The organism is Plantibacter sp. (genome assembly GCF_059073635.1).
Genome location: NZ_JCACOF010000005.1, coordinates 230,157 through 242,999 on the forward strand (window position 1 = coordinate 230,157; position 12,843 = coordinate 242,999).

General features: G+C 70.7%; 16 protein-coding genes. 6 read left to right on the plus strand and 10 right to left on the minus strand.

Features of this window, described 5'->3' with window-relative positions:
- Window positions 1-55: 55 nt before the first annotated feature.
- From AC5JOC_RS04880 to AC5JOC_RS04895, 4 genes are all read right to left on the minus strand, one after another.
- Window positions 56-706 carry a GntR family transcriptional regulator gene (locus tag AC5JOC_RS04880; RefSeq protein WP_124767670.1) on the minus strand — a complete coding sequence of 217 codons (651 nt, stop codon included), beginning with the start codon at window positions 704-706 and terminating at the stop codon, window positions 56-58.
- Window positions 707-848: 142 nt separating this feature from the next.
- On the minus strand, window positions 849-1,451 hold the full coding sequence (locus AC5JOC_RS04885) for a hypothetical protein (RefSeq protein ID WP_494245596.1): 603 nt from the start codon (window positions 1,449-1,451) through the stop codon (window positions 849-851).
- Between the two features lie 134 nt (window positions 1,452-1,585).
- Window positions 1,586-1,921: a nuclear transport factor 2 family protein gene (locus AC5JOC_RS04890; RefSeq protein WP_494245598.1), complete on the minus strand. Its 336-nt coding sequence runs from the start codon at window positions 1,919-1,921 to the stop codon at window positions 1,586-1,588.
- 163 nt (window positions 1,922-2,084) lie between these two features.
- A complete protein-coding gene (locus AC5JOC_RS04895; protein ID WP_494245600.1) occupies window positions 2,085-2,654 on the minus strand; it encodes a hypothetical protein in 570 nt (189 codons plus the stop codon).
- A gap of 106 nt (window positions 2,655-2,760) precedes the next feature.
- Here AC5JOC_RS04895 and AC5JOC_RS04900 point away from each other — a divergent pair, with 106 nt between their 5' ends.
- Window positions 2,761-3,933: a DUF222 domain-containing protein gene (locus AC5JOC_RS04900; protein ID WP_494245602.1), complete on the plus strand. Its 1,173-nt coding sequence runs from the start codon at window positions 2,761-2,763 to the stop codon at window positions 3,931-3,933.
- Between the two features lie 409 nt (window positions 3,934-4,342).
- Here AC5JOC_RS04900 and AC5JOC_RS04905 read toward each other — a convergent pair whose 3' ends face one another.
- Window positions 4,343-4,684 carry a substrate-binding domain-containing protein gene (locus AC5JOC_RS04905; protein ID WP_494245604.1) on the minus strand — a complete coding sequence of 114 codons (342 nt, stop codon included), beginning with the start codon at window positions 4,682-4,684 and terminating at the stop codon, window positions 4,343-4,345.
- A gap of 102 nt (window positions 4,685-4,786) precedes the next feature.
- Window positions 4,787-5,413 carry a LacI family DNA-binding transcriptional regulator gene (locus AC5JOC_RS04910; RefSeq protein ID WP_494245606.1) on the minus strand — a complete coding sequence of 209 codons (627 nt, stop codon included), beginning with the start codon at window positions 5,411-5,413 and terminating at the stop codon, window positions 4,787-4,789.
- A 242-nt stretch (window positions 5,414-5,655) separates the two neighbouring features.
- Between AC5JOC_RS04910 and AC5JOC_RS04915 the strand changes: the two genes are divergently transcribed.
- Window positions 5,656-6,075 (plus strand): hypothetical protein, encoded by a 420-nt coding sequence (locus AC5JOC_RS04915; RefSeq protein WP_064294781.1) that lies wholly within the window; start codon window positions 5,656-5,658, stop codon window positions 6,073-6,075.
- A gap of 3 nt (window positions 6,076-6,078) precedes the next feature.
- Here AC5JOC_RS04915 and ykgO read toward each other — a convergent pair whose 3' ends face one another.
- On the minus strand, window positions 6,079-6,201 hold the full coding sequence (ykgO, locus tag AC5JOC_RS04920; protein WP_079707423.1) for a type B 50S ribosomal protein L36: 123 nt from the start codon (window positions 6,199-6,201) through the stop codon (window positions 6,079-6,081).
- Between the two features lie 93 nt (window positions 6,202-6,294).
- Between ykgO and AC5JOC_RS04925 the strand changes: the two genes are divergently transcribed.
- On the plus strand, window positions 6,295-7,380 hold the full coding sequence (locus AC5JOC_RS04925; RefSeq protein ID WP_494245609.1) for a GTP-binding protein: 1,086 nt from the start codon (window positions 6,295-6,297) through the stop codon (window positions 7,378-7,380).
- A gap of 66 nt (window positions 7,381-7,446) precedes the next feature.
- On the opposite strand, the gene AC5JOC_RS04930 is transcribed toward AC5JOC_RS04925, so the two are convergent.
- Window positions 7,447-8,328, minus strand: coding sequence for a LysR family transcriptional regulator (locus tag AC5JOC_RS04930; protein WP_274500098.1), 882 nt, complete (start codon window positions 8,326-8,328; stop codon window positions 7,447-7,449).
- 96 nt (window positions 8,329-8,424) lie between these two features.
- On the opposite strand from AC5JOC_RS04930, the gene AC5JOC_RS04935 reads away from it, so the two are divergent.
- Window positions 8,425-9,333, plus strand: a complete 909-nt coding sequence (locus AC5JOC_RS04935; RefSeq protein WP_494245611.1) for an EamA family transporter — start codon at window positions 8,425-8,427, stop codon at window positions 9,331-9,333.
- Between the two features lie 8 nt (window positions 9,334-9,341).
- Here the strand turns inward: AC5JOC_RS04935 and AC5JOC_RS04940 are convergent, their stop codons facing one another.
- Window positions 9,342-10,007 (minus strand): SIMPL domain-containing protein, encoded by a 666-nt coding sequence (locus AC5JOC_RS04940; protein WP_124767676.1) that lies wholly within the window; start codon window positions 10,005-10,007, stop codon window positions 9,342-9,344.
- A gap of 41 nt (window positions 10,008-10,048) precedes the next feature.
- Here AC5JOC_RS04940 and AC5JOC_RS04945 point away from each other — a divergent pair, with 41 nt between their 5' ends.
- Both AC5JOC_RS04945 and AC5JOC_RS04950 read left to right on the plus strand, forming a co-directional pair.
- A complete protein-coding gene (locus AC5JOC_RS04945) occupies window positions 10,049-10,621 on the plus strand; it encodes a hypothetical protein (RefSeq protein ID WP_079707427.1) in 573 nt (190 codons plus the stop codon).
- 63 nt (window positions 10,622-10,684) lie between these two features.
- Window positions 10,685-11,848: an NAD(P)-binding domain-containing protein gene (locus AC5JOC_RS04950; protein ID WP_494245613.1), complete on the plus strand. Its 1,164-nt coding sequence runs from the start codon at window positions 10,685-10,687 to the stop codon at window positions 11,846-11,848.
- A 5-nt stretch (window positions 11,849-11,853) separates the two neighbouring features.
- On the opposite strand, the gene AC5JOC_RS04955 is transcribed toward AC5JOC_RS04950, so the two are convergent.
- Entirely contained in the window at window positions 11,854-12,789 is a 936-nt protein-coding gene (locus AC5JOC_RS04955; protein ID WP_079707429.1) for an EamA family transporter, read from the minus strand.
- Between the last annotated feature and the right edge of the window lie 54 nt (window positions 12,790-12,843).

Sequence of the window (12,843 nt, forward strand, 5' to 3'; positions counted from 1 at the left end):
AATCGGTCCCTGCCCTTCGACACGCTCGGGATCCGCGTGTCGAAGGGCCGACCGGTTACAGCTGCGCGGAGAGGCGGAAGATGTTCTCGACGGCCAGCTCGGCGGCGATCGCGTCGCCGGCCTCGACCGCCTCGCGGAGCGCCGGGTAGCCCTGCTCCTTGGCAGCCCAGTCGGTGTTCTCCTCGGTGCGCGTCGCAGAGGACCGGTAGGTGAGGCCGTCGATGATGTCCTTCGTCGCCGCGACGAGCGTGGCGTTCGGGCAGGCGGCGATGAACGCGTCGAAGAGCTCCCAGCTGAGTCGCCCGTGCTCGGCGATGTCGCGCTGCTCGACGACCACGATCACCTGGTTGATCGAGCGGACGAGCGCCTTCTTCTGCGTCGCGCCGAGGCCGGGGACGGTGACGCGGACGACACCGCCGAGCATCGCGCCCAGCGTCTGCATGACCTCGGTGCGCTGCGCCGGGTCGGGCAGGGCGACGCGGGTGTACCGCTGTGCGGCCATCTCGATGAGGCCGACGCGGGCGAGGTCGTTGAGGGCCTCGCGGATCGGCGTGCGGGAGATCCCGAGCCAGGACTGCAGTTCGCCGTCGTTGAGGTGCTCGCCGGGCTCGAGGGTGCCGTCGAAGATGGCCGTGCGGATGCGCTCGACGGCGACCTCGCGGAGTGAACGACGCTCGACGGGCGGGTTGGCTGAGGGCACGGGCATGCGGGATCTCCTTCGTCGGCGAATGCTATGCCATCAGCGTACCGAATATCAGCGGATCCACCCGGGGTTGACGGGAGATTCGACGACACCTGACGGGCGGGGTCTCCGCGCGGACATCGCCGGGACGCCCTCCCGCAGGCGGCTAGTCCTGAGGGATCAGCGGGACGATGTCGCGGCTCGGCGGCACGACCTCGCCGCTCTTACTGCCGCCGATGACCTTGCCCTCGGGGCGGTCGTAGACGAGGTCGAACTCGGTCTCATCGGTGCGCACCCAGGCGCCGATCCAGCCGGTCGCCGTCTCACCGGCCGGTGTCGCCTGGAGGAGCGAGTAGCCGGCGGACGCCATCGGGGCCTTCAGCTCTTCGGGCGTTCCGAGGCCGAGCGTCACGTAGTCGAGGTTGACGGCGCGGGTGGTGACGGAGACCCGGTACGGGAAGACGCTGCCGCCGTACTCGTCGCCGGCTTCGAGTCGGACCTGCACGAGCATCGGACGCAGGCCGTCGGTGGTGCCTGCAGGCGCGGGGAAGTCGTCGACCATCGCGAGGGCGGTCACCTTCGTACCGTCGACGTCGTCGGTGAGCGTCTGCTCCTGGAGCGGCGTGCTCGGCGGCTGCGACACCGACGGCGTCGGCGAGGCGGAGGATCGACCCGCGTCCGACGAGGAGCCGGTGGAGCAACCGGTGAGGGCGATGGCAGCGACCGTGAGAGCAGCGGCCAGGGTCGTTCGACGAGAACTGATGCGCATGACTCAATTCTGCCAGACGCGCCCTGGTGCGATTCGTCGCCGGGTGGCCGGTCGCGGGTGACGCGGTCGGGCTCCAGAAATGTGCCGGGCGGCCTTCTCGGAGAACCGGCGACGGGCGCTCGCGCTGCAGCCGCTCAGACGGCGCCGCCGAAGTAGACCTCGACCTCCCGGACAGTGCCGTCGACGACGCGAGTCGCCTCCATATTGCGGTACGTCTTCCCGTGCACGACGTACTCGTAGCGGTGGAGGACGATGCCGTCGGTCTCGACGATCTGGAGCGTCACCCCCGGGGTGTCGAAGTGGTCGGCGCTCGGGAAGCAGCGTTCGAGCCAGGCAGCGCGATCGAGGTGGTCGTCCTGTGGGCTCGTGAAGACGAAGTCCGCGTGCATGAGCGCCTCGGCGGCAGCCCGATCCTGCTCGCGGAACGCACGCATGAACGCCAGAACCGTGTCGATCGCCGATGAACGCATGCGGTGATCCTACGCGCGGGCCTGGCGCTGCGGTCGGGGAAGGTGTTCGCGTGGGGCCCTTCCCGGACCGCACCTCGACGACTGCGGAGACTCGTTCCCTGAGCCTGTCGAAGGGCCCACGAGCAACCTCCCCCACCGCACCTCGACCGGCTCGGCGACCGCGTCACGGCCGGTCCCTGAGCTTGTCGAAGGGCGCCCCGAGCGAAGCATCAACTGTCGGATAAATACCCAGATCAGGGGCTGATTCGGTGCGCGTTCGAATGTCAGTGGTCCGTGTTTGGATGGACCCATGACCAGCACCGCACCGAACCCGCTCGCCGCCGCCGCGGCCGGGTTCGATGCGGTCTGGCAGGGCGCGCTCGATGCGATCCGTCCAGGCTCCGGTGTCGCGGAGCAGCTCGAGAACATGAACGACGAGGCGGTCCTCCGGGTCCTCGACGAGCTCGGTGCCGTGCAGCATGCGGTCGAGGTCCTCGCCGCCCGCGTCACCGGCGCGATCGCGTTGCGCCCGTCGCCTACTCGCCGCGACGGCACGCTCGTGCGCGCCGCTGGTTACGCGAACCCGGGCGTCATGGTGTCCGAGCGGTGGCGGGTGGCACGCGCCCGCGGCGCAGCGATCGCGGAGGTCGGTGCCGCCATCACGCAGCCGCGCGGGCTGCTCGGCGAGCTGGAGGAATGCCCGTTCCCCGCGGTCGCTGCCGCCCTCGAACCGGCACGCCGGTTCCGACGCCACAACCGACCCAGGCCGACGGACCCAGCGGGTCATCCTCGTCGGCCACCACGGATGGTGACGCGTCGGCTGCCCTCGGCAGCCCACGCGGCACCCCTGAGCGTCGACGGTGCCGCGGTCATCGTCCGGGAGCTCCGCAACGCCGGCCGCATCTGCACCAGGGTCGAACTCGCAGGCGGCGTCGGTCATCGCCATCGAGCACGCCGCCCACGCGCCCCTGCAAGACGTCACCCGCATCGCGAAACTCGTCCGCACCCGCCTCGACCAAGACGGCCGCGAACCCCGCGACGAACTCCTCCGCCGAGCAGAACGCTGCACCATCCACGAACTCCCCACCGGCATGACCCTCCTCCGCGCCGAACTCGCCCCCGAAAGCGCCGCCTTCATCCGCGCCGGCCTCGACGCCCTCATCGGCGCCACCACCCGCAAACCCCACTTCATCCACCCCGACACGGCCGACCCCGCCGACCAACCCGACGGATCCGGTCACCCCATGCCCGACGGACCCACGCTCATCCCCACCGACCGGCGACGCGCCATCGCCCTCACCGAGACCTTCCGACACCTGGCCGGCTGCAGCAGCGCCGCCACCGAACTCACCCCCGTCACCGTCATCATCCGCACCGACCACGACACCCTCGAAACCGGCCTCGGCGCCGCCACCATCGACGGCATCGACGAACCCATCGGCCCCGGCGCCCTCCGCCGCCTCGCCGCCGACGCCAACCTCATCCCCATGATCCTCAGCGGACCATCCCAAGTCCTCGACCTCGGCACCAGCACCCGACTGTTCACCCGCGGACAGAAACTCGCCCTCGCCGAACGCGACGGCGGCTGCGCCTGGACCGGCTGCACCCACCCACCATCCTTCACCGAAGCCCACCACATCACGATGGTGGTCACAAGGCGGCCCCACCAACCTCGACAACGGCATACTCCTCTGCCCCTTCCACCACCACCGCATCCACGACGACCACTGGACCATCACCATCCAAAACGGCATCCCCTGGTTCATCCCACCCAGCCACATCGACCGACACCAAACCCCCATCCGAGGCGGACGCCTCCACCTCGCCGCCTGAACCCGGGGCACCCCTCTGCCTGCACACCCGCCTGCCCTCCGACAAGCTCAGGGACCGACACGAGAACCACCCTTCGACAAGCTCAGGGACCGAGACGGGAACCCACCCTGCCTCGGACACGCTCAGCGACCGACGCCGTCCTCGACAACCCAGCCACCCCGGTCCCTGAGCCTGTCGAAGGGCCCACGAACAACCGTTGAACCTGCCCTTCGACAAGCTCAGGGACCAAGACGCGAACCACCCTGCCTCGACAAGCTCGGTGAACGTCGCCGTCCTCGACAACCCAACCACCTCGCCCCCTGAGCCTGTCGAAGGGCCCACGAGGAACCAACCCACCTGCCCTTCGACAAGCTCAGGGACCGAGACGGGAACCACCCTGCCTCGGACACGCTCTGCGACCGGCGCTGTATTCGACAACCCAGCCATCCCGGTCCCTGAGCCTGTCGAAGGGCACACGAGCGACCACCCGCCCTTCGACAAGCTCAGGGACCGAGGACACCGACTCAGGGACCGAGGACACCGACCCAGGGACCTGGGACACTGCCTCGAGGACCGTGGCTGCTGCCTCGGGTGCGGGGCGCCGGGCCGAGGAACGGGATCGAGCCCAGCTCAGGCGCTCGGCGCCGCCGTCGACTCCCGCACGATGAGCTGCGGCACCGAACGCACCACGCCGACGGAGTCCGCATCGCTCAGCACCTCGAGCAGCGTCGACATGATCGTCCGCCCGAGCGCCGGGAAGTCCTGCCGCATCGTCGTCAGCGGCGGCGCGAAGTGCTCAGCCTCCGGGATGTCATCGAACCCGACGACGCTCACATCACCCGGCACCCGCAGGCCCCGCTCCGACAACGCGTGGATCACCCCGAGCGCCATCTGGTCGTTCGCCGCGAACACGGCCGTGAACAGCCTCACCGACCCGCTCGCCGGACCGCCCGTCGTCATCGTCTCCGACACCGAGGCTCCGCCACGAGCTCCCGCCCGAGCCGGAACCCGCTCGCCGGCGTCCAGTCGCCCACCAACGGCTCCCGGGCGACGAGCCCGTGCTCGGACAGCGCGTCACGCCACCCCCGCACCCGCTCCAACGCGTCCACCGAATCCGCCGGACCCGCGAGATGCGACGATGCGGCGATGCCCCAACCCGACGAGGTGGTCGACGAGGATCCGCGCCCCCTGGTACTGGTCGATCGAGACACGGTGGAACCCGTCCCGACGACTCGACTCGACCGCGACGAGCGGCACCCCGAGCTCGATCCCGCGCACCGCGTCGAGCGCCCCACGATGCGCCGCGATGAGCACGATCGCCTCGACGTTCTGCCGCAGCAGCAACTCGACGGCCTGCCGCAGCGACGCCGGATCCGACTCCAGCATGCTCGCCATGCTCACGGCATACCGGGCATCCCGTGCAGCCTCGTTGAAGCCGAGCGCCGTGCTCGACGGCCCGTAGTCCGGCCCACCGGTCGTGATCAGACCGATCGTGCGTGAACGGCGGGTGACGAGTGACCGTGCGGCCTGCGAGGGCGTGTACCGCAGTTGGGCGATCGCCTGCTCGACCCGTTGCCGCGTCGCGGGGCGCACGTTCGGCAGATCGTTGAGCACCCGCGAGACGGTCTGGTGTGAGACTCCGGCCAGACGCGCCACATCGAAGATCGTCGCGACCCGTGTCTTCTCGTCGTCGTTACCCACCAGCCCCACCGGCTCCCACCTGGCGACGTCCGCACGTCTCGCTGAGAGCAGCGTATCCGTCGATGCGCGGCGTGTTCGCGCTCTCAGCGCACCTCCAGCGGTTCGTCAGGTCCGCCGCGATGGGCACCGCTCCCCATCGCGGGTGGACAGCCGACCTCGGTACCGTGATGGACGAGCCGACGGTCGCGCGGGTGCCGCGTGATCAGCTGCGCGTCGCGACCGACACCCGAAGAGGAGCACACATGATCATCTGGACCCGTTGGGGCATCGTCGTCTTCCTGATCTTCGGGCTCTCCGTCGGCGCCGGCTTCCTCATCAAGGCGATCGTCTCGCCCGACGGCGGATCGGCGCAGTCCGGGGTGTTCGTCGGCATCGGATTCCTGCTCGGCGCCGTCGCGTGCTGGGCCTTCGGGAAGTTCGCGCTGGCGAAGCTGGATGCGCCGCGGCCGGTCGTCGTGTGGCAGCAGCTCGCGCAGCCGTACGTCAACGAGCACGGCATCACCGTGAAGCAGGAGGCCGTGCCCGTGCGCCACCCGCAGACCGGCGAGCAGCTCTACAGTCGCCCGAGCTCCACACTCTTCTTCATCCCCGTCCGCTTCTGGGCGTACGTGATCGCCGCACTGGGTGTCGTCACGATCGTCGTGAACGTGGTGCGCGGCTGACGCTCAGCCCTGGCGACCCTTCCACCGCGGGTTCTGCTTGTTGATGACGAACACCCGGCCACGGCGGCGGACGATCTGCGACCCCGGCTTGTCCTTGAGCGACTTGAGTGATGCGCGGACCTTCATGGCGACCTCCTGGTGATCACGATGCGTGCTACCTTGTTGAGAACGATTCTCAACAGAACGCACTGTAGCACCCATCGACCAGGAGAACCCGCCGTGACCACGCCTCGCATCCCGCTGACCGTGACGCTCGTCCTCGGCACCTGTCCGCCGGAGCGTCGCACCGTCGCCCGACAGGTCGCCGGAAGGTCCGCGGCGCTCGTCACGATCGAGCGGCAAGACGACGCCGAGAGTGCCCACCCTGACATCGACGACGCGATCGACGCCGTCGCGCGACACCCGCTCGCTCCCCGGCACCTCGTCCTCGATTGCGGGAGCACGGTCCGCCCGGTCGACGCGGTCTCCGCCGTCCTCGGGCACCGCGACACGGCCGTCCTGGACGCCGTCGTGACCGTCGTCGACGCAGCCCATCTCCTGCACGACCTCCAGGACGACGAGTACGTCACCCACGACGAGGACGGCGACACGGCGTACACCGCGCGGTCGATGATCACCGTGGAGCAGCTCGAGTACGCGGACACCATCGCCGTCGCCGGCCGACGTGGCGTCACTCACGAGCGGCTCGCGGTGCTCCTCGCGCTCCTCAGCCACCTGAACCCGACGGCGCTGACGCGGATGGTCGAACCGGTCGCAGCCCGACCGCGCGTCACGCCCGGCACTCCGGCGACCGCGAGCAACCGTGAGCCGCTCGCGCGCTACCGCGACTCCCCGTTCGAACTGGACCGCTTCAGCACGTCCCCCGGGTGGATCGCGATGCTGAACGGCGAGCACCGGCCGTGGGTGGATCACGAGCGCGTGACCACCCTGCGGTTCGACAGCCCCCGACCGATGCACCCGGAACGACTCCTCGCGTGCTTCGACGGACCGATCGAGGCGGGGCGGTTCGGCCAGGTCATCCGTACGGCGGGGTTCCTCGTCCTCGCGACGCGCGCCTCCCGCGTCGGCGTCCTGCAGCACATCGGCTCGATGATCGATCTTGAACCCACCTCGTTCGAGACGAACGACCCCGGCGCACCGCTCGGCCAGGAGCTCGTCGTCACCGGGATCGACCTCGACGAGGTCGCCATCACCGCCGCCCTGCACGCCTGCACCCTGACGGACGAGGAACTCCTCGCCGGGCCGGCGGCGTGGGCGCACTACCCGGACGCCTTCACGCCATGGAGCACCACCCACGAGCACTGAGCGGCGGGCCCGTCAACTGCCCGAAACGGTTCGGATCCCGGTCGATGTCGTGCAGGTTTGGGCGACTCAGTGGATCCGCGCGCTCACCCACTCCTCGCGGACGAACCGCACGAACTGCTCGACGGCCGGCGACACCGCCCGGGCACGGCTGGTGGCGACACCGATCACCCGGACCGCCTCGTCGTCGAGCGGGACGAGCACGACGCCCTCCATACTCGTGGAATCGGGGAGGACCGCGATCCCGACACCGGCACGCACGAGACCGCGGAGCGTCGACAGCTCGGACACCTCCATCGTCACGCGGGGCACGACGCCATGCCTCGCGAAGTACGCGTCCGCGATCTGCCGGAGCCCCGAGTCCGTCGTCATCGCGAGGAACTCCGTCTGCTCGAGGTCGGACGCCGCCAACGACGTCCGATCGGCGAACACATGCCCGACCGGCACGCCGAGCGCGAGCCGCTCGGAGGTGAGCGGACGCCACTCGATGTCCGGATCCCGCGGTTCCGGGCTGAGGAAGGCGACGTCGGCCGAGCCGGAGCGGAGCGCGTCCAGCACGCTGTCGGCCTTCCCGCCGTCGAGGACGAACCGGATGTCCGGCAGCAGCTGGCGGTACTCGCTCACGATGCGCGGAATGAGCCAGCCACCGAGGGACGAGACGTAGGCGATGGACACGAGTCCGGCCGAGGGGTCGCGGAGCTCGTCGATCCGCGACTGCGCGTTGTCGAGCTCGGTCTGCGCCCGGAGCGCGTGCACGAGGAGGATCTCGCCGTAGCGGTTGAGTTCGAGCCGGCTGCGGTGGCGATCGAACAACTCGACCCCGGCGTCCGCCTCGAGCCGACCGATCGCCCGCGTGAGCGTCGACTGGGAGATACCGAGCGCCTCAGCGGCGTACGGGACGTGACCGTCTTCGGCGAGCGCCCGAAGGTACGCGAGTTCGTCGATCCTCATGCCCTCATGATGCCGCACCGGCGAGCCCGGCTGGGGCGGCACCTCGACAAGCTCGGGCCGGTGAGGCTCGGCGACCGGGCGCGCTAGCGTGGTGCAGTGATCCGCAGACCGCGACCGAGCCAGGCGGCGACCGGCGCCCTCCTCGTCCTGGCCGGACTCGTCTGCCAGGAGCTCGGCGCGTCGATCGCGGTCACGCTGTTCCCGCAGGTCGGTCCGATCGGCATGGTGACGCTGCGGCTCGTGTTCGCCGCGCTCATCCTGCTGGCCGTCGCCCGCCCGGCCCTTCGCGGACACCCGAGGAGCGCCTGGGGATCGGCGGTCGGCTTCGGGCTCGTCCTCGCCGCGATGAACGTCTGCTTCTACCTGGCACTGGACCGCATCCCGCTCGGCCCGGCGGTGACCCTCGAGATCCTCGGCCCGCTGGCGCTCAGCGTCATCGCGGGTCGTCGATGGACGAGTGCGCTCTGGGCGGGCGTCGCCCTCGTCGGCGTCCTCCTCCTCGGCGGGGTGCTCCTCCACAGCGGACCGACGGCCGCACTCGATCCGCTCGGCGTCGTCCTCGCGCTCGCCGCCGGCGCCCTCTGGATCGGCTACATCCTGCTGTCGGCGCGGACGGGGACGGAGTTCCCCGGCTTGAACGGTCTGGCGATCGCCGCCGCCATCGGCGCCCTCGTGACCATCCCGCTCGCCGCGACGACCGCCGGCACCGCCCTGTTCGATCCCGTCATCCTCCTGCTCGGGCTGGGTGTCGCCGCGCTCTCGTCGGCCGTGCCGTACGCGCTGGAGTTCGTCGCCCTCCGCCGACTCAGCGCCGCGACCTTCTCGATCCTGCTCGCGTCCGCGCCGGCCATCGCCGCGATCGCCGGACTCCTCGTGCTCGGTCAGGAGCTCACGACACCGCAGTGGCTCGGCATCGCCTGCGTGGTCGGTGCCGGAATCGGCGCCGTGCTCTCAGCTCGGCGCGGTCGCGCACCCGAGGTGCAGCCGAGCATCGCGCCGAGCTGATCGTCAGGTCAGGAAGCGGCGAAGCGGGCGTGCACCCGGGAGGACACGGTGATGTCCTCCGGCTTCAGGTCGAGGCCGGTGTCGCCGGCGGGTGCGGCGGCCCCGCGCATCATCGGCGCCGCGGTCTGGGTCCCCGAGGTGCGGGTCTCGTCACCCAGCATGCCGGGATCGGCCAGCGCAACAGGCCGCACGGTGCCCAGCCCGAGGCTCCGCGCGTAGGCGGTCGCGCGGTCCACGGCGTCGCGGACGGCGTTGTGCTGGGCCTCGGCCGTGATGCGGTGCTTCGTCGCCTCGGTGAGCGCCCACGTGACACCCGTCACCGTGACGCCGTCCTGGACCGCGATCTCCTCGGCCCAGCGGGCCAGCGCCTGGAGGTCGGCGAACTTCACCTCGAGCGCGACCGACGCATGGTGCACGAGCGGCAGCTGCTTCCCGTCCTTGTTCCACGGTCGCTCACTCCACACCCGCAGCCGGTCGGCCGACCACCAGGTCACGGCCGACTGCGCGCGGAACTGCTCCGCCGTCTGGCTGAGCGCCCGGTGCAGCGCGGTGGTCCGGGAGACGACGGGCTCACGTTCCGGCCCCTGGAACCCCGCCGAGATGAGGACGGTCCCACGCTCAGCCGGGTGGTGGTAGTCGAAGCGGCCCTCGACGGTGATGATCGTTTCGCTCATACCCGGCACTCTATCCCGCGACGGCGGCTACGCTCTGGACCATGACGGACGGCGGAACCTGGGCGGATCGACGACGTGGACGGCAGCGGGACGCACACGGTCCGGCGGGACGCGGGCTGCCGCCCGGCGACGTCGAGACGGTCGCGAAGTACCTCAAGGAGCGCGTCTACGCGACCTTCACCGGCCTCGCGATCGTCCTCGTGCTGGCGGCGAACGTGGAGCACCACGACGCGCCGGATGCGCTCTTCTCGCTCGTCATCGGCGTGGTCGGCATCACCCTCGCCGGCCTGGTCGCCGAGATGATCGCGCACCTCGCCGCCCACGGTGCGTTCCCCGACGAGCGCGGGTGGCACTCCATGCTCCGGATCGCGTGGGGCTCGCTCCTCACCGTCGCGACCCCCACCATCCTGCTCGTGCTCGCCGTGTTCGACGTCATGGAACTCGAGACGTCCCTCCGCGTGTCCGCGATCGTCTACCTCGTCACGCTCGGGCTCAGCGGGTGGGTCGCCGTCCGGCGCGCCCGGCTGTCCGTCTGGCAACAGCTCATCGCGCTCGCGGCCCTCGTGCTCCTGGGTGTCCTCGTCATCGGCGTGCAGGTCCTGGCTCACGGCTGAATCGCGGACCCGAGCTCGGACGCCGTCGGAAATGCCGGAGCGGTCGACGACGTTGCAGAGCACGTGAGCACTCCGGAGACCGTCGACGTCGTCGTGATCGGCGCGGGTCAAGCCGGACTGTCGGCCGCGTACCACCTGCATCGCCGCGGATTCGTCCCGCTGGGCACCACCGAGGCCGCGACCGCAGCACGCACCTTCGTCGTCCTCGACGCGAACGACGCCCCGGGCGGCGCCTGGCAGCACCGATGGCGGTCGCTCACCATGTCGACCGTCAACGGGATCTACGACCTGCCCGGCATGCCGAAGCCCGAGCTCGATCCCGCCTCGCCGAGTGTCGACGTCATCCCGCCGTACTTCGCGGCGTTCGAGGAGCGTTTCGCCCTCGCGGTCCGCCGCCCGGTGCAGGTCCGCGCCGTCCGCCGCGAGGACGACGACCCGCACGGTCGACTCCTCGTCGAGACCGCGGCGAGCGCCGACTCCTCAGGCACTGACTCTTCTGGCACCGACTCCCCCGCCGCCGTGTTCCGGGCGCGGGCGGTCGTGAACGCGACGGGCACCTGGACGAAACCGTTCTGGCCCGCGTACCCGGGACGGGAACGCTTCGCCGGACGCCAGCTGCACGTGGCCGACTACGTCTCCGCTGACGAGTTCCGCGGCCAACGCGTCGTCGTCGTCGGTGCCGGCATCTCGGCCATCCAGCTGCTCGAGGAGATCTCGCGGGTGGCGGAGACGGTGTGGATGACACGACGCGAACCGGAGTGGGTGGAGGACGACTTCGACACCGCCGCCCGGGTGGAGGCGATCAAGGGCGTCGAGGAACGCGTGCGCCAAGGCCTCCCACCGGGCAGCGTGATCTCCGTGACGGGGATGCACTGGACGCCGTGGGCGCGAGCGGCCGAGGCGCGCGGCGTCCTGGTGCGTCAGCCGATGTTCCGCCGCATCGAGGAGCACGGGGTCGTCCTCGCCGACGACTCGTTCCTCCCGGTCGACGCCATCCTCTGGGCCACCGGGTTCCGAGCGGCGCTCGACCACCTCGCACCGCTCGGCATCCGACTGCCCGGGGGCGGTATCCGGATCGACGGCACCAGGGCGGCCGACGAGCCGCGGGTGCACCTCATCGGGTACGGCCCCTCAGCGTCGACGGTCGGCGCGAACCGGGCCGGGCGGGCGGCGGTCATGGCGATCCTCGCCGACCTCGACGCCGCCGTCCCTGTCTCACACCGCTGACCCCGTCACTGCACCGCGACGGGGATCGGCACGGCGGGAGCCCGCTCGGAGCGCACGAAGCCGATCCCGAGCAGGATGCAGACTCCACCGAGGAGCTGCGCGAGCGACAGCTGCTCCCCCAGGAGGATCCAGGCGAACCCGGTCGCCGCGACCACCTCGAGGAGGCCCGCGAAGGAGGCCAGTCGGGAGCCGAGCATCTGACTCGCGGTGATGCTCGCCGCATAGGCGACGGCCGTCGACACCACCCCGACGAACAGGAGCGGCACCCACCACACGACGTCGGTGCCGAGCACCGTGACGTCGGCGTCGGAGGTCGTGAAGGGCACGCCGACGAGCCCCGCGAGCCACAGACTGAGCGCCCCGATGAGCAGACCGATGGCGGCGAACGCCACCGGAGGCAGCCCCTTCGCCGGCCGCGCCGAGATGACGTAGTACGCGGCGCAGCCCACCATCGCGAGGATGGCGAACAGCAGGCCGACCGGGTCGAGCGTCGAGCCACCGCTCGGAGCGACGACGAGCACGAGCCCGACGAGCGACACGACGGAGCCGACGAGCACGACCGTCGCAGGACGACGTCGGGTCAGCACCCATGCGACGGCGACGAGCAGCAGCGGTGCCATGTACTCGACGAGGATCGCGGTCCCGACGGCGATGGTCTGCAGCGCCGCGAAGTAGACGAGCTGCGTCGCCGCCACCCCGATGAGGCCCATGCCGAGCAGTCGCCAGCGTCCACGCCAGACCGCGTCCCAGCGACCGCGGAGCGCGATGAGGGCGAACGGGGCGAGTACCAGGCCACCGATCAGGGCACGGACGGTGACCGCGGCAGCGGGACTCCACCCCGATGCGAGCACCGGTTTGATGAACGCTCCGGAGGTGCCGAACGCGACCGCGGCGAGTACCGCGACGAGCAGACCGACCGTGGTCGAGGACGTGTGCTTCATGGGTGTCTCCAGCTGCCGCGAGTGGGGCCGGCAGAAGAGGTGGACGCCCGGCTG